The organism is Bifidobacterium sp. A11, from assembly GCF_000499185.1.
Classification (GTDB): domain Bacteria; phylum Actinomycetota; class Actinomycetes; order Actinomycetales; family Bifidobacteriaceae; genus Bombiscardovia; species Bombiscardovia mizhiensis.
In genome coordinates, this window is record NZ_AWUO01000002.1 from 43,002 (window position 1) to 66,741 (window position 23,740).

Annotated in this window: 19 protein-coding genes; 7 read left to right on the top strand and 12 right to left on the bottom strand. The window is 60.3% G+C overall.

The genetic code is table 11. The annotated features are described in order from the left end of the window. The first annotated feature begins 220 nt into the window (after positions 1-220). The 5 genes from P273_RS0102850 (at position 221) to P273_RS0102870 (ending at position 7,571) form a co-directional block, all read left to right on the top strand. Positions 221-2,467 (top strand): RNA degradosome polyphosphate kinase, encoded by a 2,247-nt coding sequence (locus P273_RS0102850; RefSeq protein ID WP_024626981.1) that lies wholly within the window; start codon positions 221-223, stop codon positions 2,465-2,467. 61 nt (positions 2,468-2,528) lie between these two features. Then, positions 2,529-3,608, top strand: coding sequence for an NUDIX domain-containing protein (locus P273_RS0102855; protein WP_029676062.1), 1,080 nt, complete (start codon positions 2,529-2,531; stop codon positions 3,606-3,608). A gap of 13 nt (positions 3,609-3,621) precedes the next feature. Then, positions 3,622-4,317 carry a hypothetical protein gene (locus P273_RS0102860; protein WP_024626983.1) on the top strand — a complete coding sequence of 232 codons (696 nt, stop codon included), beginning with the start codon at positions 3,622-3,624 and terminating at the stop codon, positions 4,315-4,317. 247 nt (positions 4,318-4,564) lie between these two features. After that, positions 4,565-5,203 carry a uracil phosphoribosyltransferase gene (gene upp, locus P273_RS0102865; RefSeq protein WP_015022561.1) on the top strand — a complete coding sequence of 213 codons (639 nt, stop codon included), beginning with the start codon at positions 4,565-4,567 and terminating at the stop codon, positions 5,201-5,203. Positions 5,204-5,495: 292 nt separating this feature from the next. Beyond that, positions 5,496-7,571, top strand: a complete 2,076-nt coding sequence (locus tag P273_RS0102870; protein ID WP_024626984.1) for an ABC transporter permease — start codon at positions 5,496-5,498, stop codon at positions 7,569-7,571. Here P273_RS0102870 and P273_RS0102875 read toward each other — a convergent pair. Next, on the bottom strand, positions 7,540-8,625 hold the full coding sequence (locus P273_RS0102875; RefSeq protein ID WP_024626985.1) for a glycerophosphodiester phosphodiesterase family protein: 1,086 nt from the start codon (positions 8,623-8,625) through the stop codon (positions 7,540-7,542). The two genes, P273_RS0102870 and P273_RS0102875, sit on opposite strands and share 32 nt — an antisense overlap. Before the next feature lie 179 nt (positions 8,626-8,804). Between P273_RS0102875 and P273_RS0102880 the strand changes: the two genes are divergently transcribed. Then, positions 8,805-9,665: an aldo/keto reductase gene (locus tag P273_RS0102880; RefSeq protein WP_024626986.1), complete on the top strand. Its 861-nt coding sequence runs from the start codon at positions 8,805-8,807 to the stop codon at positions 9,663-9,665. A gap of 55 nt (positions 9,666-9,720) precedes the next feature. Here the strand turns inward: P273_RS0102880 and P273_RS0102885 are convergent, their stop codons facing one another. The 5 genes from P273_RS0102885 to dnaB form a co-directional block, all read right to left on the bottom strand. After that, complete coding sequence (locus tag P273_RS0102885) at positions 9,721-11,430, bottom strand: AarF/ABC1/UbiB kinase family protein (protein WP_024626987.1); 1,710 nt, start codon at positions 11,428-11,430, stop codon at positions 9,721-9,723. Positions 11,431-11,522: 92 nt separating this feature from the next. Beyond that, entirely contained in the window at positions 11,523-11,903 is a 381-nt protein-coding gene (locus P273_RS09205; RefSeq protein WP_024626988.1) for a phasin family protein, read from the bottom strand. A 206-nt stretch (positions 11,904-12,109) separates the two neighbouring features. Continuing rightward, positions 12,110-12,916, bottom strand: a complete 807-nt coding sequence (locus P273_RS0102895; protein ID WP_024626989.1) for a type 1 glutamine amidotransferase — start codon at positions 12,914-12,916, stop codon at positions 12,110-12,112. Positions 12,917-12,942: 26 nt separating this feature from the next. Then, positions 12,943-14,334 (bottom strand): Mur ligase family protein, encoded by a 1,392-nt coding sequence (locus P273_RS0102900; RefSeq protein ID WP_024626990.1) that lies wholly within the window; start codon positions 14,332-14,334, stop codon positions 12,943-12,945. A 4-nt stretch (positions 14,335-14,338) separates the two neighbouring features. Continuing rightward, positions 14,339-15,679 carry a replicative DNA helicase gene (gene dnaB, locus P273_RS0102905; RefSeq protein WP_029676065.1) on the bottom strand — a complete coding sequence of 447 codons (1,341 nt, stop codon included), beginning with the start codon at positions 15,677-15,679 and terminating at the stop codon, positions 14,339-14,341. Between the two features lie 416 nt (positions 15,680-16,095). Here dnaB and P273_RS0102910 point away from each other — a divergent pair, with 416 nt between their 5' ends. Further along, on the top strand, positions 16,096-17,487 hold the full coding sequence (locus tag P273_RS0102910; RefSeq protein WP_253269564.1) for an MATE family efflux transporter: 1,392 nt from the start codon (positions 16,096-16,098) through the stop codon (positions 17,485-17,487). Positions 17,488-17,579: 92 nt separating this feature from the next. On the opposite strand, the gene P273_RS0102915 is transcribed toward P273_RS0102910, so the two are convergent. The 6 genes from P273_RS0102915 to P273_RS0102940 all read right to left on the bottom strand — a co-directional run bounded on the left by P273_RS0102915 (position 17,580) and on the right by P273_RS0102940 (position 23,083). After that, complete coding sequence (locus P273_RS0102915) at positions 17,580-17,918, bottom strand: P-II family nitrogen regulator (protein ID WP_024626993.1); 339 nt, start codon at positions 17,916-17,918, stop codon at positions 17,580-17,582. Positions 17,919-17,935: 17 nt separating this feature from the next. Continuing rightward, complete coding sequence (locus tag P273_RS0102920) at positions 17,936-19,201, bottom strand: ammonium transporter (protein WP_024626994.1); 1,266 nt, start codon at positions 19,199-19,201, stop codon at positions 17,936-17,938. 190 nt (positions 19,202-19,391) lie between these two features. Next, positions 19,392-20,609 carry a signal recognition particle-docking protein FtsY gene (ftsY, locus tag P273_RS0102925; protein WP_024626995.1) on the bottom strand — a complete coding sequence of 406 codons (1,218 nt, stop codon included), beginning with the start codon at positions 20,607-20,609 and terminating at the stop codon, positions 19,392-19,394. A gap of 48 nt (positions 20,610-20,657) precedes the next feature. Beyond that, positions 20,658-21,221 (bottom strand): hypothetical protein, encoded by a 564-nt coding sequence (locus P273_RS0102930; protein ID WP_024626996.1) that lies wholly within the window; start codon positions 21,219-21,221, stop codon positions 20,658-20,660. Between the two features lie 225 nt (positions 21,222-21,446). Continuing rightward, a complete protein-coding gene (locus P273_RS0102935; RefSeq protein WP_024626997.1) occupies positions 21,447-22,178 on the bottom strand; it encodes an ABC transporter permease in 732 nt (243 codons plus the stop codon). Further along, positions 22,175-23,083: an ABC transporter ATP-binding protein gene (locus tag P273_RS0102940; protein WP_024626998.1), complete on the bottom strand. Its 909-nt coding sequence runs from the start codon at positions 23,081-23,083 to the stop codon at positions 22,175-22,177. Before P273_RS0102940 ends, P273_RS0102935 begins: the two co-directional genes overlap by 4 nt. Between the last annotated feature and the right edge of the window lie 657 nt (positions 23,084-23,740).

Here is a 23,740-nt window from a genome sequence, read left to right on the forward strand (position 1 = left end):
AGGACGGTTCGAGAATACGGAAGCCCACAAAGTGTATGGCCACTAGGACCGATACGTTGAACGGGTGTATAAGACTTGACCGTTGCAACGATGATGTTGTGCAGAGATTCCATCTGGACCGACCTTGTGGGAACGGCCTCCTGCGGGGGGCCGTTCCTATTTATCCACAAGCGTTATCAACGATTGCAGAGGACGGCACCTGCGAATAAAGTGCTATGGTATGGTTCAGAAATTTGACGCACCCTCCAAGGCCTTGCTACGCAGCCAGATCGCGGAGCATATTGCCGAGACCGACGGCCAGGCACGGCACGTATCCAAGCACTCGGATCACCCGGTCTCGCCCTTGCCTGAGGATCGCTTTTTTGACCGGGAGCTGAGCTGGCTCAAGTTCAACAAACGTGTGCTGGAACTGGCCGAGGACGAGAGCGTGCCCCTGTTGGAACGCGCCAACTTCGCCGCCATCTTTGCCAGCAACCTCGATGAGTTCTTCATGGTCCGCGTGGCAGGTCTGAAGCGTCGCGTGGACACTGGCATCGCTGTGACGGCCGCCAGCGGGATGAGTCCCCGCCAGCAACTGAGGGCCATCTCCGAACAAGCGCATAAGCTCCAAGACGAGCATGCCCACTATGTCATCGACCACATCCTGCCGGATCTGGCCGCCGAAAGCATCATCCTGCTGAGCTGGCCACAGCTGAGCAGCCAAGAGCAGGAACGGCTCACCAAGTTCTTCCGCAACCAGGTCTTTCCGGTCCTGACCCCGCTGGCCGTCGACCCGGCCCACCCCTTCCCTTATATCTCAGGCAACTCCCTGAATCTGGCGGTCCTGGTGGAGAACCCGACCTCAGGCAAGACCCACTTCGCCCGCGTCAAGATTCCCGACAACCTCTCCCGTCTGGTTCCTGTGGACGATCTGACCGACGAGGAGGGCCGGGAGGAGCGCTACGGGTTCATCACCATGGAGAACCTGATCATCGCCCACCTGGAATACCTCTTCCCAGGCATGATCATCAAAGAGGCCCGCTCCTTCCGCGTCACCCGCAACGAAGACATTGACGTAGAAGAGGACGACGCAGAGAACCTGCTCAATGCCATGGAAAAGGAGCTGCTGCAGCGGCGGTTCGGACCGCCCATCCGCTTGGAGATTTCCGACTCCGCCTCTCCCTTCCTCTCCCAGCTGCTGGCCAGCAAGCTCCGGGTCAACCAGGAGGAGGTCTATCGGCTGCCTGCCCCCTTGGACTGCACGGTCCTGTTCGAGCTGCAGTCCATCGACCGGGCCGACCTCAAGTTTCGCCCCTTCATCCCCACCACAAACCGACAGATAGCCGAGGTGGAATCCAGCCAAGCCCAGGACATCTTCGCCGCCATCCGCGAGCATGACATCCTCCTTCACCATCCCTATGACTCCTTCTCTACTTCGGTTCAGGCCTTCCTGGAGCAGGCGGCGGCCGATCCGCGAGTACTGGCCATCAAACAGACCCTCTACCGGACCTCGGGCAACTCGCCCATCATCAATGCCCTGGTGGATGCCGCACACGCCGGCAAGCAGGTCCTGGCCCTGGTCGAGATCAAGGCCCGGTTCGATGAGGAGGCCAACATCGCCTGGGCGCGTCAGCTGGAACGGGCCGGCGTCCATGTGGTCTACGGCATTGTGGGGCTGAAGACCCACTGCAAGCTCTCCCTGGTGGTTCGTCAGGAGCAGGACGGCCTGCGTCGTTACTGCCACGTAGGCACCGGCAACTACAACCCCAAGACCGCCCGCCAATACACCGACCTGGGTCTGCTCACCTGCGACCCGGTGGTGGGACAGGATCTGACCCGGCTCTTCAATCAGCTGTCAGGTTATGCGCCCAAGTCCTCCTTCCACCGCCTGCTGGTAGCCCCGCGCACGGTCCGCTCCGGGCTGCTGCAGCGGATCGCCCGTGAGGAAGAAACCGCCCTGAACGGCAAGCCTGCGTGGATACGGATCAAGGTCAACTCCCTGGTGGACGAAAAGATCATCGATGCCCTCTACCGGGCCAGCCAGGCAGGGGTTCGCATCGACATCGTGGAGCGCGGCATCTGCTCCCTGAAACCAGGTGTGCCCGGACTGAGCGAGAATATCCGAGTCCACTCCATCCTGGGACGATTCCTGGAGCACAGCCGCATCTTCGCCTTCGCCAACTCCCAAGGCCCTCAGATCGGCGAGGGTCCCCTGGCCGGACCTGAAGTCTGGATAGGTTCTGCCGATCTGATGCACCGTAACCTGGACCGCCGTGTGGAGGCGCTGGTTCGCATCACTGCGCCCGAGCAGGTGCAGGGATTGATCGACTATGTGGATCTACAGATGGCCGACACCACCAGCTCCTGGCACATGCAGCCCGACGGCACCTACGTGCGCCACAGCCGCGATGACCAGGGCAAGCCTCTGGTCGACTCGCAGGAGTACCTGATCGACCGTCACGCACGAACCCCCAGGGCCAGGCGATGATGATACGCCTCCAGGCCCGCAGGGCTGCCGCCAAGGCAGACGATTGGGATGGCACCCGGCCATGAGCAGGACGGTCGAGGCAGCCGGAGCCATCCTCTACCGGTGGCGCACAAGCTTCCAGGGATGGATGAAATTCAGCGACGACGGCCGGGCGGCCCCGGGAGCCAGCCCACGCTCCGACCTTGACGAGCTGGAGCTCTGTCTGGTCCATCGTCCCAAGTACGACGACTGGAGCTGGCCCAAGGGCAAGCTGGAGAATCGTGAGACCCACATGCGGGCAGCCGTGCGCGAGGTGGGCGAGGAGACAGGCTGTCTTGTCCGGCTGGGGCCATACCTGGGAGATGCCGAATATCCCCTGAACAACGAGGGCCGACGCCGGGGCGGCAAGGGCGGCAGGCTCAAACATATCTGCTACTGGATGGCCACGCTGACCGACTCGGAACACGCCGCCGGTCAGAGCGCACTGCTGGGACCCATCCACCGGCCTGATTCCAGGGAAGTCGACCAGATACGATGGGTCGGAGCCTCCGAAGCCCGCAAACTATTGACCCACCCCAGCGACAGAACCATACTGGATGCCTTCGTGGACAGGGTGGAGCAGGGCGGCATCCGGGCTCGTCAGTTGATCATCGTCCGCCACGGCAAGGCAGTGGCACGCAAGGAGTGGACAGGAAAGGACGCGAATCGTCCTCTGACCCCCAGGGGCGCCGGCACCTCCTACGCCCTGGCTCGGGAGCTGGCCTGCTTCGCGCCCGACCGCCTCCTGTCCTCCCCCTGGATCCGCTGTGTGCAGACGTTGCGACCCTACGCCGACGAGGTAGGCCTGCCCATGGAGATGGTGGCCTGCCTGACGGAGTCCTCCTACCATCGCCGCCCCCAACAGGCCCACAGCTGGTTGGACAGGCAGATGGCCGATCTGCTGACAGGAAACCGAACCACAATGATCTGCATGCATCGCCCGGTTCTGGGCGGCATCTTCGAAAAGCTGCGCGGGCTGTGCTCCAGCGGATCGCTGTCCAAACGGCTGCCCGACGACTCCCCCTTCATGCCCACCGGCAACGCCGTCGTCCTCAGTCTGACCGGCGACCCCAATCATCCGACCATCATCGACATACAGAAGGTGACTCCCATTGTCTACTGACAGCAACTCCAGAATCGGCTCATCCTCAATCCGGTCCTCTCGCACGGGATTCGTGGCGTCCGGCACCGGAGCATCCCGACCCTCACGCCCGGGCCAGCTGGATCCGGCCATCGCCGACCAACTCTCCGGAGGCATGGACCCGCAGCAGATCAGCGAGATGAGCCACGTTTCGGCCGCCTCCCTGCTGGACCGGGTCCACCACAGCGCCGACCCCGTCATCGTAAAACGTGTTCTGACCCTGGTGGACCGCGAGGGCGTGGATGTCGTGGCCGAGCTCTGGAGCGATAGCGACCCCGACTCCCTGCCCGGCATTCTTTGGCGACTCTACATGCTTCGCAGCTGGATGCGTAAGGACGCCGATGGAATCAGTCGGCTGTGGCGGCTGGGCGAACCCACCGACACCGCTGCATCAGCTATAGCCGGTGTCGACCAAGCCCCTGAGGCCGACGACATCATCCGAACCGCCGACTCCATCCTCTCCGGAGCCTTCACCGGCGACTTCGCCATAGCCCTGGAACGGGCCGGAGCCTTCTGCGACGTGATCGCCCGCGGCATCAAGACCACCATCCGGGATGCTCAAAGCCGGCAGCTGGACGGTCAGGAGGCCAAGGAGGTGGACGCAGCACAGCGCACCGTCAACTCACTCAATCAGACGGCCCGTGACTTCATGCGGGGCGCATCACTCTGGCGGCGAGGACGGCTGGAGTAGAACCCGCCACCCTTTCAAGCCGGAAGCGTAAGCGCGCCGTGAGCGCAGATCAGGCCCGGGATGCCCTACAATGGGGACTGCGCCGGACCATGGCTAAGCCCCGGGCTCCGTTTGTTGCCGCTGCGAGCGGCGTTTGCGCCGACAGGCGCTTGCATGGTTCGGCGTTTTCATTTTCATTCCCAAATCAAGGACAGCATGGCTTGCCGGTCGCTACCAGAAGCCGACCCGCTGAGCTACGCTGAGAGGTATGGAACTTCACGTACTGGAACACCCGCTGATCGAGCACAAGCTGACCGTACTGCGGGACAAGAACACTCCTTCCAACACCTTCCGCGAGCTGATCAGCGAACTGGTCATGCTTGAGGCTTACGAGGCCACCCGCAATCTGGACATCGAGGATCATCCCATCGAGACCCCGGTCGCTCCCATGGTGGGCAAGAAGCTCTGCTCCCCGCGCCCCATGGTGGTCCCCATCCTGCGCGCCGGACTGGGCATGCTTGACGGCATGACCCGGCTGCTGCCCACGGCCGAGGTCGGATTCCTTGGTCTCAAGCGCGACGAGAACACCCTGGACATCATCACCTACGCCAACCGCCTGCCGGAGGACCTCTCCGGCCGTCAGTGCTTCCTGCTGGATCCCATGCTGGCCACCGGTGGAACCCTGATCGCCGCCACCAAATACCTGGCCGAGCGCGGCGCCAAGGACGTGACCTCCATCAACATTCTGGCCGCTCCCGAGGGCCTGAACCGCCTCAAGGAGGAGATGGACCCCTCAATCAACCTCAAGGTGGTGGTCTGCGCAGTCGATCAGAAGCTGAACGAGCACGCCTACATCGTGCCAGGCCTGGGCGATGCCGGCGACCGCCTTTACGGCGTCATCGACTGAGCCACTAAATCGACTGGGGCACAAACCCCAAATCTGCCGAGGATCCGAACTTTGCACAGTTCGGGTCCTTTTTTCAATAGCCTTCTATGACAGCACTTGCTAACGGCACTTGGCAGGGTGGCCACTCCGTCCGTGCTCCTCCTGCCCTCTCGCCCCCCCCTGTCAAGCACACAATCACTCATTGCCACCCTGGTTCTCCCCTGGTCTGACCCTGAAAACACCCTGAGTGGGCTATCTCCCGGTGTTGCAATAAGAACAGCAGCAGCATTCAAGGGCGAGAAAGGAGCACACCATGGAGGGCAAGTCCCTTTCCCTAGGTGGATCACTGGCAGGAACCGGGGCCTCAGGACCGATGGGTGGGGGTGGCTCGCACACCGCAGGTCGGACCAAGGCACGCACTCCTGGCCTGGCCTCCCTGGTGCGATCCTTTCTGCATGAGCATCGGTCCTCCTACACGGTCATGGTCCTGGCGGTCATGGCCGCTTCGGTTCTTACCAGCGCCTGGACCCAGGTAGCCATAGCCGCTCGGAAGGGCGACGGGATGCCGGATACAGGCGGAATGAATTCCTATGACCGTGCTATGACCCTGTCCTTACAAGACGGCGCTTCACAAATATCCATAATGTACGCCTGCATATGCGGATTCGTCTCCATCTTCCTCGTCATCACTTCTGTGGGGTTCCTGATCGAGCGCCGTCGTCGCGAGTATGCCATGATGCGGCTTTCAGGCGCCTCTCCCAGGACGGTTAGATTCATCTCCCTGTTGGAATTCATGATTCCGGTGGGTTTGGCCGCCCTCTTGGGCAGTTCGGCGGGATGCCTGCTGGTACCCGCATTTGCCAAATCCCTGATCAACTCAGGTCTTGAAGCACTGCAAATGAATGCGCATCCCCACCCCATGGGAATTATCTTCGCCTTCGCTGGGATACTCCTGGCAGGCCTCTTAGGAACCTGGTTCGCCGCCAGAAGGATTACCGCCATCTCTCCCATCGAGGCTTTGCAGGACTCAGAAAATCGGTCGGGAACCAAATCAATCGGCCCTCTTCGCCTGATAATCGCCCTGGTTGGCCTGGCTGGAGGACTGGCCATGGTCTATCACCGCTTCAATGGCATGGACATTGAAATCCAGATCCTGGCCACGACCGGCTGTCTGCTGGTCATCATCGGTGCCCTGGCCCCTGTCCTGGTTCCGGCCTGCGCCAATCTGATCGGCATCCCCTTCCAACTGGCTTTCCGAGGTGCAGGTCTCCTGGCGCGGCAAAGGGCGCGGAAGGAAAATCGGAGCTCCACTGCCATCGCGGTGCCGATCATACTGATGCTGGTCATCGTGACCGGATTGATAGCCCTGGGACGGTCCAGCTGGGCGCAATTATCCCTCAGCCGAACCAAGCCGGTTGCTGCCGAAGTCATGGTCACAACAGATACCAAAGACACCAGGGATTTGGACCGGCAACTTCGCTCGTCCGCAGATGTAGGATCCGCCGTCACCTACAGCAAAGAATCTTGGAGAAGAGCGGGCAACACAGACAGCAAAAGCGATGCACCTTTCATAAGCGCCATGCACATCAACAAAAGCGGCAAGGCGCTTGACACGATCAGTCCTGCTTTCATCACAGGCTCGGCTGCAGACCTGGGACCAGGTAAGGTCGCCGTCACATCGAAAGGCCACAGTCAGGAAAAGAATCCCCTCGGACGCACGCTGACCTTAATCGACAAAAACGAAAAGCGTCACACGCTGACCATCACCGCCATTGTTGACATGACACCGACAGGGCAGACAAGCGGCGACTACCTGATCATGGATGACAGCCTGTCACAACTGGCTCCCGACAACAGGGGGTTGACCACCCTGGTCAGGACCGCTCCCCGAGTCCAGACAAACGATTTGATCAGGAAGCTCAACGCTTCATGGGACAGCAAGGGCATCAAGGCCTGCACCAAGAAGGAGTACATTCGTTCCGACATCCAAAGGTCACAGGAGACGCAGCGAGCCATGCCCCAGATGGCGAGCGGGGCCATCGTCCTGACGGCCATATTTCTGATCCAGGCATGCGCCATCGCGGTCAATGAGCGTCGTCAGGAGAATCGTAGAATGCAGGCCGCCGGTGTTTCACGTGGAACTCTGGTCTGCTCCTCGATTTGGGAGTCAGTGATCGATGCTCTTTCGGCCATCCTTCTTTCAGCCCTGGCCATGGCGGGGGTGCTGGCCGTCATCTTCCACCAGTTGTCCGGCCAGATAGACATGAGCGTCGTGCCCCTCCCCTACGGCTACTTCCTGATCATGGCACTCTGGGCGATAGGCCTGGCCGCTGCAGCCTCCGGGCTGTACAGCTGGTTCAGCTCTCGGGCAGATACGACTCGAAGATGATCCCGTCGAAGTCCGGGCTGGCCGCCTTTTGCGCACGCTCTGAGCGGACGGTCCAGGCGATGGGAGTGCCGCCCAGGAAGCGGTAGAGACGCATGGGCAGTGAGTGCCCGCTGTGCCACTCGCAGGCCACGAAGTCCGGCCGCCCAAGCCAATTGAAGAGGAGGGACCCGGCCATCCAGCGCAGAGCCGAGGAGCAGGTATCCACTCGGCCGTGATAGGGGGCGACCAGTTGCCCCCTGGTGACGCCTGGGTGGTGAACCCGATACCAGGCAAGGGCCAGGACGTTGAATGATTCAATTACATAGGGGCCCTGGTATTTAGACAGGAGGGCATCGGTCCGACGCATAAGCTCCCGATCCAAGCCTCGGTCCATCTTGATTTCGACGACCAGAGGTACCCGGCCATCCACCAGAGCGAGCACCTCGGACAGAAGAGGCACATGCTGCAATTCAGGATCGTTGACGATCCCGTCCTCGCCCTCCGTTTCGGGACCGCCATCGTGGTCGACAGAGCCCGGAATCTCTTCCCCGGACTCGAGAACCTGGGCTGGGCTTGGGCACAAAGGGATTCTCCGCAGCTGATCGTAAGTCAGATCAGCCACTGCTCGATTGACGCCAGCGACCCGCTGCAGGTCTCCATCGTGAATGACCACCACCTGGCCATCCCGGCTCAGATGGACATCCAGCTCGATCCCATAGCCGGACCTACAGGCCGCTTCGAAGGCAGCCAGCGAATTTTCGGGCGCTACCACCCGATGGGGGTTGGCCGGAGCCGAAGCGTGCCTACCTAGGGGTTTAACAGACGCAACCTTCAGGCAATCATGAATACGGTGCAAGTAGGCGGTCTGTTCAGTGTTAGGATTGGTCGTCTCCATCCCCGAGCCAGCATCGTGCAGACCCCTATGAGCATATGGATGCAGCGACAGGCCTACAGGCTTTCTTCGGCCCGCAACCACCGAAAGGCCGGGGGCCAGAGCCCAGCTCCAGGCCCCCAAAACCCCCAATCCCAGACCCAGTGCGACCTTGCCGGCCAATCGTGCCTTGGACCCCATCATCGCCTCCAGCCATCAGCTACTTCACTGTCCACGCTAGCATCGCAGGGGACCGAACGCGCTTTGCTGGCTTGACTTCAAGCTGCTTCAAGTTCCTATCCTTGAACCGGCAGAACATAGAGGCATGCTTTGCCCTTCAGCCAGCCCAATCAAGCAATCTGTCAAGAAAGAAGCAAGAAACCATGCAGAATGATTCTTCCACCACTGTCCCGTCCGTCAAGCTCAACAATGGCGTCCTCATGCCCATGGAAGGCTTCGGCGTCTACCAGATCGTCGACCTGGACGAGTGCCGCCGCTCGGTGCTGGATGCCCTGGAGACCGGGTACCGGGCCATCGACACGGCCCAAATCTATGGAAACGAGCAAGCCGTCGGAGATGCCCTGGCCCAGAGCGGCCTCGACCGCGACCAGGTCTTCCTGACCACCAAGGTCTGGATCACCAACTACGGATACGACAAGACCAAGGCCTCGGTCGAGGAGTCCATGAAGAAGCTTGGCACGGACCACCTGGACCTGGTCCTCCTCCACCAGCCCTTCAACGACTACTACGCAGCCTGGCACGCCCTTGAGGATCTCTATGACCAGGGTGTTCTGCGGGCCATCGGAGTCTCGAACTTCTATGCCGACCGCTATGTGGACCTGGTCAAGTTCAACAGAATCGTCCCTGCCGTCAACCAGCTGGAGACCCATGTCTTCCACCAGCGCCCCCAGGAACGCGCCTACATGGACAAGTACGGCACCCGGATCGAATCCTGGGGGCCCTTCGCCGAGGGACGTCAGGGGATGTTCACCAACCCGACATTGACCGAGATCGGGCAGGCTCACGGCCGGACCACGGCCCAGGTGGCCCTGCGCTTCCTGGTTCAGGACGGGGTCATCGTCATCCCTAAGACCACCCACCGCGAGCGCATGCGTGAGAACCTCGACATCTGGGACTTCCAGCTCAGCGACCAGGAGATGGACCGGTTGCGGTCCATGGACACCGGCAAATCCGCCTTCATGAACCACGAATCACCTGAAACCGTGGAGGACTTCGCCGGCTGATTCAGCATCAGACAGTTCTATATCCATATCTGTGCAGGATGGACGGGCTCTCAGTCTAGGCTTCGCCGTTGCGTCGCCGACGCTTGAGGACCCGGTGCTTGATCAGGATGTCCAGGACTATCCAGACCGAAAGAATGAAAGCCACCACATAGCCCAGCATGCTGACCACCGGGATACCGAAGACCACCGGCTTGATGCGGGCGAAGTAGACGATTGAAGAGCCCACATAGAGGCCGACGACGATCAGGGCCATGGTCAGCCTGTTGACCATGTCCGACAGCTGCTGCAAGGGCTCCTCGGAGCCTACCAGCTGTACATTGGCCCGAAGCTGCCCCCGTGTCAGCATCTTGGTTGCGGTCTGGGACTCAGCCAGGGCGCCCAAAAGGCCATGCAGGGCCAGGTCACTCTGGATGCCAAGCTTCCGGGTCTCCTCCTTGAGGATGGATCCCGTGCCCAAGCTATAGACGACATGATCGGTGATGATCTGCACGATGTTGGCCTCAGGCAGGAACTCATCCAAGAGTCCTTCAAGGGTGACCAGGCACCGCGCCACCATGGTCACCGACCCCGGTACCTTGATGCCATGCCGGGCAGCCAGCTTCATCACGGCATTGACGTATTCGGCGATGTCCAGATCGGCCAGGTCCAGCTTGCCGAACCGCTGGACGACCGCATCCAGGTCGGCCAGGAGATAGGGGTAATCCTCGGCCCGAGCCTCTCCCGTACCGGCAAAGCGGAGCAGCCCCTGGGCCAGGGCTGGTGAATCCTCGCGGCCTACTGCGAAAATCATATCCTTCAAGGCCGATTTGGTCACCTTGTCCAGGCGACCGACCATCCCCAGGTCGATCAGGACTATGCAGCCATCGCGGATGATGATGTTGCCGGGGTGAGGATCGGCGTGAAAGAAGCCCTGATCCATGATCTGGGTGGCATAGTTGTCGACCAGCTTGGTGCCGATCTCCTTCAGGTCATAGCCCTTGGCCACCAACTGGGCAGGCCGTGAGAGGGATATCCCGTCGATGTACTCCATCACCACCACATGCCTGGTGCACAGTTCGGGATAGGGCTTCGGGCAGTCGATGTAGGCGTATGAGTCACAGAAATCCTTGAACTCCGCCAGATTCTCAGCCTCCTGCTGGAAGTCGACTTCGGATTGGAAGGTCTCCCAGAGCTCCTCGACCACCCCGCGAATGTCAATCACCTGGGTGCTGCGGATGAACCGGGAGGCCCACTTGACCATGCTGCGCATAATGTCAATATCCTGGGCCATGGTCTCTTGAATCCCTGGACGCTGGACCTTGACGGCCACGTCCTCACCGCTGACCAGGCGGGCCCGGTGTACCTGTGCCAGGGAAGCCGACCCCAGCGGAACAGGGTCTATGGAGGAGAAGATCTGGTCGAGCGGACGGCCATACTCGGCGGCCAGGGTTCCGGTCACCACAGAATAAGGGATGGGATCCGCGTCGGCGCGCAGCTTGGAGAGCTCACGGCAGAAGGCCTCCGGCAGAATTTCCGAACGCATGGAGAGAATCTGGCCCACCTTGACGAAAGTGGGCCCGAGCGCCTCAAACATGCGGCGCATGGTGACCGGGGTCAGGCCGTGGATGATGTCGAACCGGTTGGCGATGCGGATCATCTCGGCCAGTCGGCGAGCCCTCCCACGCCTGTGACGAATCCTTCCTGCTGCCCCCTGCCGCTCTCCCGTGCCGACTCCGAAGAGGCCAATGGTCTGTACCGGGGCATCATGTCCGTTCATGGCATCCATACTCACCACTCACCTGTGTCCTTTATCCGCATGGCCGACCAGCGGCAGACATTCCGGCGCAAACGACCGACGCTGACAGTAATTGACTGCTTTCAGCCCTGCTGACCTGCGATGGGATCATTGGAAGTGATGGGGATGGACCCGGACCGACGATCCGGCATTGGCGCCAGGGGCTCATGGTCGGGACGGCGGGGAGCAGGAGCAACATGAGTCGCAGACCTGGGCGCGCCAGCAGCCGGGGCCTGAGCAGCAGGTGCATTGTCAGCAGGAGCAGGTGCGGGTGCTGGAGCGGGACGGTTTTGCTTGTTGCGCTTGAGCTCAGTATTAAGAATCTTCCCTTGCTCGACCGTCAGCTCGCCCTTCTTGACCAGGTTGTCAATGACCTCCTGGCCCTTCTCCACGCCTGTGGCCAGCGCTCCGATGCCAGCCAGAAGCACCTTGTGCAATCCATCACCAATATGCAAATCCGACATGATATGCCTCCCAGCATTCATACGCCCTTGAAGTACCGGGCCCTTTAGACCGCCAAGAGACGAGCGGCCGTCTCTGTTTACAGTCTAGCTGGTTATCATTGACCAATCCGATTCGACACCGTGGCAAGAGGAACCGCAACATCTTTCCCCTGGCATTACTCATCAAAATCTGTGCAGGACCCGCAGACGGAACCGTAGGTTCCTCTTCATCTGGGCCTGGAGGCAGCGATACGGCTGGCCTGATCGGCCAGGGAGTCCAGACGCTCCAACTCGCTCCGGCTCTTCTGGTCCATGGCTTCCTTCATCTGGGCGAAAGTACCCTGGCCGTACCGCCTCTCGGCTGCACCTTCGATAAGGAAGTCCGTGACGGCCGGGTTCTTCGGCAACAGCGACCCATGCATGTAGGTGCCGATGACCTTCTTCCATCGGGCCCCCTCGGTGTGGTCCTTGCCGTTGTTGCCGCGACCGTCTTCGTCCACCCTGCCCAGGGGTTGGGCCCCCTCCCCCAGGTAGGTCAGGCCCGAGTGGTTCTCGTAGCCGACCACCCTGCCAAAGTCCTCTGCCTGCTCCACCAGGTTGCCGATCATCCGCTCAGACTTGGCTATGGTATGCACGTCAAGGATGCCGACCCCCTCCAGGCGCTCATGGTCTGAGGTCTCAAAATAATGGCCGAAAAGCTGATAGAGCCCGCAAATCATCAGCATGGGCACATCCTGGTCGGCCAGATCGCGCAGAAGCCCGCCCCGCTCCAGCAGGTCGTCGATGATTCGTTCCTGGCCATGGTCCTGGCCGCCGCCACCCAGAATCATATCAATCCGCTCCGGCCAGGCATCGCCGGGATCGTAATAGCGGATCATGGGACGGAACCCGTACAATTCAGCTCGGCGGGTCACGCTGAGAATGTTGCCCGAATCCCCATAAATGTTCATGTCTCGGTGATAGAGGGAGAGGATCTGCAGCGGCGGATAGTCTCCCACGGCCTTGACCTTGGCCTTATCCTGCGTCTGCGGCATTCCTGCGCTCCTTCTGGTTTGCTCGCTCATGCGCCCACCCCAGCATCATCCACGCTCGTGAGCCTGCCCAAGGCAGACCGGAGCCGAAGCATGGAGGTGTAAGTGCAGTAGATTCGCTTGGGTCGGCCGGGATGCACCTCAAGGAAAGTTGTCAGCGCCCGATCCAGGTCGGTCTCGATCGCCTCCGTGGGCACCTGATCATAGGCCAGGCGCAGGGCCATGTCATAGGCCCGGGTGCCGGATACCATGGCCACGCCGGTATCCCTGAGCGAGGTGAAGTCCACATCCCAGAGCCAGCTCATGTCACGCCCGTCCGCATACTCGTCGCGGATGGCGATCATGGTGTCCTGTCCGGCAGGGTCGAAAGAGGACAGGGCCAGTCGGAAGCCCATGGGATTCTTGACCAGGACCAGCTCAACCGGCGCGCCCTGGTAGGTAATGACCTCCCCACGGCCGAAGGCGGGAGTCACCTTGGACAGGGCATCCATGAGCGCTGCATCACCAGGCTCCCTGTCCTCTAGAACGACCCTGACCAGCGCCAGAGCAGCAGCGGCGTTGTAGAGGTTGTAGACGCCCTCCAGACGCAGATCGGTCTCCAAAAGCCGACCGTCCAGGCGGAAGGCGGCCCTGTGGTCCATGACCCGTTCCAGGGTCACCTCGGCTGGCAGCCGGTGACCTGGGCGAACCGGGCGGGAAGCGCTGGCCGTAGCGGCACCATCGGCATCCTGATCCGAGGCATGCATGTCGTCATCAGTGGGGAAATAGGTCAGCAGGTCATCTGACAGCCCGAAGTAGGCCACACCGGTCTGGGCCGGGGTCTGGGCGGCCAGGCTGGCGATGCGCGGGTCCTCACGGTTGAGGACCACCGTACCCGTGGTGGCCTGGGCCACCTGACCCAGCAGCCGGGCGGTGGTGTCTATTTCCCCAAACCGGTCCAGCTGGTCACGCATGACATTGAGCAGGAGGGCGTAGCGGGGCTTGACCTGTCGCACGAAGTGGACCGCATAGGCCTCGTCCAGCTCCAGGACGGCAATATCGGCATTCAGCCGACCGGACAGCCCCAGTGTAGAGACCAAGGCCGAGACCACGCCGCGGGTGAAGTTGGACCCGGTTGGATTGGTGAAGACCTTGAGGCCCAAGGACTCCAGCATGGAGGCCACCATCCGGGTGGTGGTGGTCTTGCCGTTGGTCCCTGAGACCAGAACCACTCCACGGGGCAGCCCCGATAGAGTCCTGGCCAGGAAGCCCGGATCGATCCGCTCCACCACCTTGCCGGGCAGGGCCGAACCGCCGTGATGGGATAGACGCGAAACGAGGCGCACCGCCTTGCCGACCAGAAGGGCCAGGAGGGAGCGCCACGGCCGACGAGGACGACCAGGCTGATCGGCAGGCTGCGCCTTGGAATCCGTGGAACGCATGATCTCAGACCCCTCCCTGCTGGTAGTCCTGGGGCATGTCCTTGAACTTGGACTTCTCGCCTACGAAGGCCAGCTTGAAGGTTTGGGTGGGACCGTTGCGGTGCTTAGCCAGGATGATATCGGCCTCCCCCGGGCGGTCCTCCTTGTCGTAGAAGTCCGGCCGGTGGACCAGAAAGACCACGTCGGCATCCTGCTCGATGGATCCCGACTCACGCAGGTCGGAGAGCATGGGCTTCTTGTCGTTGCGCATCTCGGGTCCACGGTTGAGCTGGCTCAGCGCCACCACCGGGACCTCCAGCTCCTTGGCCAGCAGCTTCAGGGCGCGCGAGAAGTCGGAAACCTCCTGCTGGCGGGATTCGACCCGCTTGCCGGAGGTCATCAGCTGCAGGTAGTCGATGACCACCAGCTTCAGGTCATTGGTCTGCTTGAGCCGACGGCACTTGGCCCGGATCTCCATCAGGCTCATGTTGGGCGAATCGTCCAGGAAGAGCGGAGCATCCTGGAGTCTGCTCCAGAAGGTGTTCAAGGTGTTCCAGTACTCGGGGGTGATGTCATCTGCCCGGCGCAATGCCACCAGAGGAATATTAGTCTCGGCCGAGATGATGCGCTGGGCCAGCTCGGTCTTGCTCATCTCCAGGGAGAAGACCACTGTGGTCATGTTGTTGTGGAGGGCCGCGGCGCGGGCAAAGTCGATGCCTAAGGTGGACTTGCCCATGGCGGGACGGCCGGCCACCACAATCATCTGCCCGGGCTGCAGGCCCTGGGTCACGTCGTCGATGCTCTTGAAGCCTGTGGGCACGCCCCGCTCCAAGCTGCCGTTCTGCAGCTTGTCCAACTGTTCCAGGGTGTCATGGACGACCGGCCCGATGGCCTCGTAATCCTGACGAACCCTGCCCACGCTCATCTCGTAGACCTCGGCCTGGGCCAGGTTGACGATGTCCTCGGCCTGGGAGCCCTCGGCCGAGTAACCCAGCTGGGCGATCTTGGTGCCGGCCGCGATCACATTGCGCAGGATGGCCCGCTGGTGGACGATCTCGGCATAGTAAGTGGCGTTGGCGGCTGTCGGGACCGAGGCCACCAGGGAGTGTAGATAGTCAGTGCCCCCCACCTTCTCCAAGTCGCCGGACTTGAGCAGCTCGTTGGCCACCAGGACCGCATCCACCGGCTGGGAGGCCGAGAAGAGGGTGACGATGGCCTCGTAGATGGTCTGGTGCTTGGGCTGGTAGAAGTCGGATATGTCGATCATCTGGCTGACTTCGCCGATGGCATCCTTGCTCATGAGCATGCCGCCCAGGACAGCCATCTCCGCATCGTCGTCATGCGGGGGCACCCGGTCGAAGAGCATGTCGCGGCCGGTCTGAGCATGATCGGTGGGATGCTGTTCGGGATGGGTGTAGTCGGTGTAGTCGTCGGAAGCCATAGCCACGATTCTACGAAGAAGACCGTCCTTAACAGCCCTAAGAGAAGGATTTCACCCAAGGCATTCACCAGGAGGCACCGAGCCCTCCGGCGCAGCACAGAGTCGCCCCTGCATGTGCATAGAAAAATAAGTTATCCACATTCAAGGCGTGTCCTAGAGGACATGTGCGCAACTTATCCACCTCATGGGTATAACTCTGTGCAAAACTTGGGGACAGTCTTCCACATCATCAATCCAGCTTGCACTCGGGCCTGTTTGGTGATAGGGCATCTACCGGCAAGGCGTCCACGGACTGACTTCCAGGGGTTGTGTCTTCAGTCCAGAGCATTAGCATGACGTCCATGCGCAGCCACAGGAACATCACCGAAACCAAGACCGGACCAATCACGCCGGAAGAACGGCGGGCGACCTACCGGACCATCGCTAGACTGGCCATACCCACCTTTGGCCAGCTGATCGCCTCCCCGCTCTTCGTCATGATCGACACCGCCATTGTGGGCCACATCAGCGACTCGGCCCTGGCCGGACTCTCCGTCGGATCCACCGTGGTGCTGACCACCGTGGGCCTGTGCATCTTCCTGGCCTACGGGACCACCTCCCAGGTGGCCCGACTCATGGGTGCCGGCCGCCGCAGGGAGGGGATGCAGGCCGGTGTGGATGGCATGTGGCTGGCCTTCGTCATCGGCCTGGTCGTCTGTGCCGTTCTCCTGGCTTTGAGTCGGCCCATCTGCAGCCTGATGGGAGCCCGCGGGCCGGTCCTGCAGGCAGCCCAGACCTATCTGAATGCTCTGGTCTTCGGCCTCCCGGCCATGCTCCTGGTCTACGCGGCCAACGGCATCTTCCGCGGATTGCAGAAGGTAAAGATCACCTTGGTGGCCGCCGTGTCAGGCGCCATACTCAATACCGCCCTGGAGGTCCTTCTGGTCTTCGGCCTGCACATGGACATTCTGGGTTCGGGCGTGGCCACCCTGATCGCCGAGTGGGCCATGGGGCTCTTCCTGACCATTCCCGCCTTGGTCTGGGCCCGTCGGGAAGGCGCCCAACTGCGGCCCCGGCTCTCAGGCATGGCGGCCAGCATGGGCGACGGCTTCCCGCTCTTCCTGCGGACCCTGGCCCTGCGGGTCTGCCTGTTTATGACCGTGGTGGCTGCGGCTCACCTGGGCGAGCAGGTACTGGCCGCCTACCAGGGGGTCAATTCGGCCTGGAACTTCGGACTGAACATGCTGGATGCCGTGGGCATCGCCGGCCAATCACTGGTAGCCACCGAGCTGGGTGCCGGACAGCGTTCACGGGCACGGGTCATGACCGACCTGTCAGCCAAGGCCGGCATGGCCATGGGAGTGCTGGTCGGACTGGTCATGATCGCCCTGGGCCTCTTCGCCGCTCCCCTATTCAGCCCAACGCCGGCCATCAGATCGCTGATCACCGTGGGCATGATCGTCCAGGGGGTCTTCATGCCCGTCGCCGGATGGATGTGGGCACTGGACGGGATCCTGATCGGGGCCGGGGACTATCGCTACCTGGCAGCCACCTGCTCCCTGACGGCTGTAATCTACGTGATCGGTCTGCTGGGCATGACTGCTCTGGCCATGAACTGGACACCCACCTGGCGGATAGCCATGCTCTGGGCCGTGCTCAATGTCCTCTTCATCGGTGTCAGAGCCATCTGCAATGGCTTGAGAACGCGCACCGATGTCTGGATGGGAACAATCGACCAGACCAGCCAAGCCTGAAAAGGCATAGAAAAAGCAGGACCCCGACTGCCGGACCATGAAATCGGTCACAGCGACGGGATCCTGCCGAAACTGGTCAGCAGGTGACTGCCTCAGATGGCGTCGACGCCGGTCTCCCCGGTACGGACCCTGACCACCGAGTCCAGGGTCTGCACCCAGACCTTGCCGTCGCCCACGGTGTTGGTGGCGGCAGCCTGGACGATGGTGTCGACCAGCTCGTCAACCCGACGATCCTCGGTCAGCACCTCCAGGCGAACCTTGGGAACCAGATCCACCTTGACAGTGCTGCCCCGGTAGACCTCCTTATGGCCGCCCTGCCGACCATAGCCCTGGGCTGACGAAACGGTCATGCCGTGTACGCCGACCTCGTTGAGGGCCTGCTTAATCTGATCCAGCCGCCCGGGCTGAACGATGGCGGTAATGAGTTTCATGCTGCCTTCCTTTCTGATCAGTTCAGAATGGACCCGAAGTCGTAGGCGCTCTCACCCTGATCGCTCTGATCGACGCCGATGACCTCCTGATCCTTGCTGACTCGCCAACCAATGGTCTTCTCCAGTGCAAAGGCGATCACACCGGTTACTACAGCTGCGTAGATGATCGCAATCAGCGCCACCAGGAACTGAACCAGCAGCTGCCGGAAATTGCCACCGGCCAGGAAGCCCGTGCCGGTACCAAAGAAGCCTATCAGCAGCGTGCCCAATAAACCACCCACACCGTGGATGCCTACCACATCCAAGGAGTCGTCATAGGCGAAACGGAACTTGAGCCCGCAGGCCAGGCAGCAGACGAAACCAGCCAGGAGGCCGATGACCATGGCCCAGAGCGGGGAAACCACGTCGGCCGCTGGAGTGATGGCCACCAGGCCGGCGACCATGCCGGATGCGGCACCCATGGCGGTGTAATGCCCTGTACGGATCCGTTCAGTAAAGAGCCAGCCCAGGGTGGCACCGCTGGCGGCTATGGTCGTGGAGACCCAGGCATATCCAGCTGTGCCATTGGCGGCGAAGGCAGACCCGGCATTGAAGCCGAACCAGCCGAACCAGAGCAGGAAGGCGCCCAGCATGACCATGGGCACATTGTGGGGGCGTATGGACTCCTTGGGGAAGCCGATTCGCCTGCCGATGATGAGCACAATGACCAAGGCTGCTACTGCGGCATTGATGTGAATGACCGTACCGCCTGCGAAGTCGTGGGCCTGAGCTCCGATGGCATTGGAGATGGGTCCATCAGCAGCCAGCAGTCCGTGATTCCAGACCATGTGGGCCATGGGCGCATAATCCAAGGTAATCCAGAGGGCCACGAAGATCATCCAGGTGCTGATTTTGACTCGCTCTGCCAGTGCTCCTGAGATCAGGGCCACGCAGATCATGGCGAAGGCGGCCTGGAAGGCAATGTCTATCGTATGTGGGTAGGCAGCGTTTGCAGAATCAAGCGAGGTGAAGACCCCATCCTTGGCTGTGACCGTGTCCTTGAGCAGGAAGCCGGTGATGGGGTCGCCGAAGACGCCTCCAATATCCTTGCCAGCAAAGGAAATTGACCATCCCCAGAGGGTCCAAATGAACCCAGTCACGGCAATGGCCAGCGTGGACATCATCATCATGTTGAGCACAGCCTTGGCTCGGACCATACCCCCATAGAAGAAAGCCACTGCTGGAGTCATCAGGAAAACCAGGGATGCCGCTATCAGCATCCAGGCAGCATTTCCAGAATCCATGCCTACACCTCTCTTTTCCCCATCCGGGCGAGCAGTCCCCAATAAAGAGGACTTCCCTCCGGACAGCCTACGTCAGATTCTCTTCCACTTCCCGATTCATCAAACAGGAAGAGGATGACGGTCAGGTCACCGTCGCATTACCTCCGGGTGACTATTGGATGACCACTTTATGACCAGCCGAACGGCCGGACTACTCGTCTCCCAGAATGCCGTCGACAAAGGACTCGGGATCGAAAACGGCCAGATCATCGGGTCCCTCGCCCAGCCCAACCAGCTTGACAGGCACACCCAGCTCGCGCTGGACCGAAACGACGATGCCGCCCTTGGCTGAGCCGTCCAGCTTGGTCAGGACGATGCCCGTGACCCCGATGGCCTGGGCGAAGACCTGAGCCTGGATCATCCCGTTCTGCCCGGTGGTGGCATCCAGGACCAGCAGAACCTCGTCCACGGGCAGGTTCTTTTCGATCACCCGCCGGATCTTGCCCAGTTGGTCCATCAGATTGGCCTTGTTCTGCAGACGGCCGGCGGTGTCCACAATGAGGACATCTGCATGATCATTTTTGGCCCGTTCAGCCGCTTCGAAGGCCACAGAAGCCGGGTCGGCGCCGTCTCGGTCGCTGCGAACCACGGGCACACCCACCTTGCCGCCCCAGGTTTCGAGCTGGTCAGCGGCGGCGGCGCGGAAGGTGTCGGCGGCACCCATGACCACCGATTTGCCATCAGCCACGAAGAGTCTGGCCAGCTTGCCCGCCGTGGTGGTCTTGCCCGTACCGTTGACACCCACCATGATGATGACCGACGGCCTGTTGGCTTGAGGTCGGGCAGCCACCAGAGTTCGATCCATAGAGGGATCGACCAGATCGATCAGGCGCTGACGAAGACCACGACGCACTGCCGCGGTGTCCTTCTGTCCGGTAACCCGGGCATCGTCACGCAACTGCTTCACCAACTGTTCGCTGGCCTCGGCGCCCACATCCGCCATGAGCAGGGTGTCTTCCACATCCTCCCAGTCGGATTCGCTCAGATGGTCCTTGGTCAGAATGGCAAAGAGGGCCTTGCCGAAGGGGTTGGGGCTCTTGGCCAGCCTGGCCTTGAGTCTGGTCATACGGGATGCGGAGGCCTCCGGATGAGCCAGATCCTCCTGCGCCGACGATGCCGCTTGCACAACCGCGGACGGCTGACTGGACTCCTTTGAATCAACTGAGCCGGAACCCGCAGAAGCGTCCGGATTGGGTGAAGCACCCGATGCATGCGAATCCGCTGGGGAGGCATCAGACTCTTGCACTCTGTCGGAGCGCGTGGAATCCTCCCGGGAACGGCGTTTACGGACCGCCACCAGAATGCCGACCACGGCCAGCACCAGGACGATCAGCACCGCGATAAGAATAAGGAGCTGCTGTGTTGTCATAGGTACCAGCCTAAAGGCGAAAAGGGACACGGAGGTCACCACCAGCGGTCACTTTCCGCTTGGATAGCTCGTTCCCGCCTGCGAACCGCTCTTGACTGCCGGCATGACGTCGGAGGTGGTGGACTGAGGCTCCCGTCGCTGCGAACGCGAAGGCTCAAGGCTGGGTGATCGCAAGGTAGAGCTCCTGGGAGCTGGAGGCCCAGAGGCCGTAGAAGCCAACTGCGCGGCATTCTTCTGTTGTCTCGGGCTGACCGACGATGCGGAATCGCTGCTCGGTGGCGGGGGCAGATTTATTTCGTCCGTGGAATCGGAGGCCAGCATGCCTCGAACCTCCACCACGGAGGAGGAATTGACATAGACCGGATAGGGATGTTCGGAATCTTCAGCGGTTGATGCATCCTCGCCCGATCCAGGGGCGAAAGACAGATGCCCCCCTGCTACACGCGGCAGCTGATTCTCTCGCTCCTGCTGACGGCGGGCGGCCCTGTGCACACGCTCATTCAGAGACTGGGAGAAGGCACGGTCCTGGGACTCGCCAAGCGCCAGACGCATGACGAATACGATGAATGCCGCCACCACCAGCACCCATATCAGGACAATCAGCCAGACCATACACGCCATTCTCTCAGAAGAACGCCACAGACGCGCTAAGACACGAGGAATCTATCGGTCTCTTTCACACTGAAGGGTCAGCGTATGCTCAAGATCCTTCTTATATCCGATGCGGCTGCAGGCAGCGAAGAAAGGTTCGCGCAGGAATTACCCTAAGCCGAGTCCGCAACTACCATTCAAGAAACGAGAAGTCTTTTGGGATACGGTGCATAATCGCCAGCAGTATTATTTCCAGCGAAAACCGTATATGGAAACAAGTCCTAAGGTGATGCAGCCCACAGCTAGGTATAGGATTCCGAGCCAAGCATGAGGCCAGGTGCCCGATCCGATCAGCATCATCGATAAGGCCTCCCTCATGTGATATAGGGGCGTATACGGGGCAATGGTCTGCACCCAGGACGGCAGCATATTGAGCGGCATCATAGCTCCGCCAATGAAGCCCAGGGGCAGAATAATGATGTTCGCAAGGATGGATACCCCTGCGATGGAGTAAATTATCATGGCGATAATGACACCCAGGAAGAAGAACAAAAGATAGCCAAGGACCAGGGGAAGCAATCCCGACAAAAACGTCGGTTTCAGCCTCATTCCCATGACCATCCCCAGGACGACAAGCACTACAGCCTGCGCCAGAAGGACGACGATACCCACAACAGCCTGGGAAAGGATAATCACATTCCAGGATAGAGGAAAATTGCGAACCGTCTGAAGCATGCCATTCTCACGCCAGAGGGCAAGGTGCGAAGCACCGGCAAAAATACCCACGTAGGCCGCACCAAACGCAATGACATTGGCGCTGATTTGACTGGCAATATCAACTCCAGGAACGTAGCTCTTAAAAGACAGGACCAGGACCAGCAACAAGGCTATAGGAAAGAGAAAGGTGAAAACCAAAGTGGACCAGTCACGAATATCGTAGTGGAACATCAACTTGAATAGAGTTTTGAAGCTGTTCATTTGACGTTCTCCTTTTCGAGAAGGCGAAGGTAGACATCCTCCAGACGCCCATCCTTGACTTGCGCCTGGCTTGTATTGATCCCTGAATCAACCAATTTCGCGAAAGTAACTCCGGTATCCCTGGTGCGAACTGTTAGACCGTCGGGTGTGGCTTTTACATAGTCAGCTCCCACGAGACGGGCTACATGATCGGCCTGATTCAAGGCATTCGGAAGAAGAATGGTCGATTCCATCTCTGCTTGCGCAATAAGCTTGCTAGGACTGGCCGTCACGAGAATATGCTTATCCGCCAAGATCGAGACCACGTTGCACAACCGCTCCGCCTCGTCCAGATGGTGCGTTGTATAAAGAACCGTGGCGGCCAATTGCTGACTGGATTTGAGCAGGCTCACAAGGTCATGGCGTGACTCAGGATCGAGGGCAGCAGTGGGTTCGTCCAAAAAGAGCAGCCGAGGATGGTGGACGACAGCCGTGGCGATGGCCAGTCGCTGTTGTTCGCCGCCGGACAATGATTCAACCTTGTTGGATGCCACATGATCCAGTTTCAATGCATCAATAAGATCGTCCACACGCGACCGGGGCACCTGGTAGATATCGGCCACTGCAGTAAGGTGCTCAAGGAGCGTCGTTTTGGGGAAGAAGGACGACTTTTGAGGCTGGATGCCTATTTGGCGGAGCAGGGCCAAGTTGCGTGGATAGGGCGTCTTGCCCAGAACGGAGACCGTTCCCTCAACCGGTTTTTGCAGTCCTTCCAAGACGGTGAACAAGGTTGTCTTTCCAGCGCCATTTGGCCCGATGACCCCATGGAAGGCCCCTTCTTCAACCTCCAATGAAAGATGAGAGAGAATTGTTTTGTTCTTTATTCGAACAGTAAGGTTCGATACGCTTACTTCGATATTGCCCATTCCAGAGCCTTTCAGCGTCAATACTGATGTGGTAAAGCGCGGGTTGTGTCGTCTATTGTTGCTTGCCTATTCATGAGTATTTCAATTTGCTGAGTCTGGGCAGGCAGGGGAAAGAATCAGTTCAAATTCCGGCCCAGCATATTCTGGTGATTTTTGGCTCCGACAGTCTTTGCCATGAGACCATCTGCTTCAACTACGATAGCTTATTAATCCATATTTTTTCCTCACCCATGAGCCCAGAATTTCAGGCATTTTCTAATAAAATACAAGCTGGATCAGACATAAAACCGCCACCGTCCCACAAATTATGGCGTCCAAGAGCACGTACTGACAAACACTGATTCCACTACTGGTTTACCTGCAGCTGGAACAGCATATTCCCATTTATCAAGCGAGCCACCAAGGGGCGGACGGGTACATCTACCTTGTTCCCAATCGGCACTTTGGTAAGAGAAGCCATACCAGTATCAGCAAAAGCGGATATTGAGAAAAGTGCGATGCTTGTTCCCCCGGCTCATGCTCACCAGTGGGGAGGTTGACCGCCGACAACAGTAGACCGCGCGAACGAACAGGGACGGCGATGATGCGAAACTCTGCAAGTTATCGACGGAACCCACTATTTCGCCCTTTTCGCGTATTGGCTATCTCGAATGATGC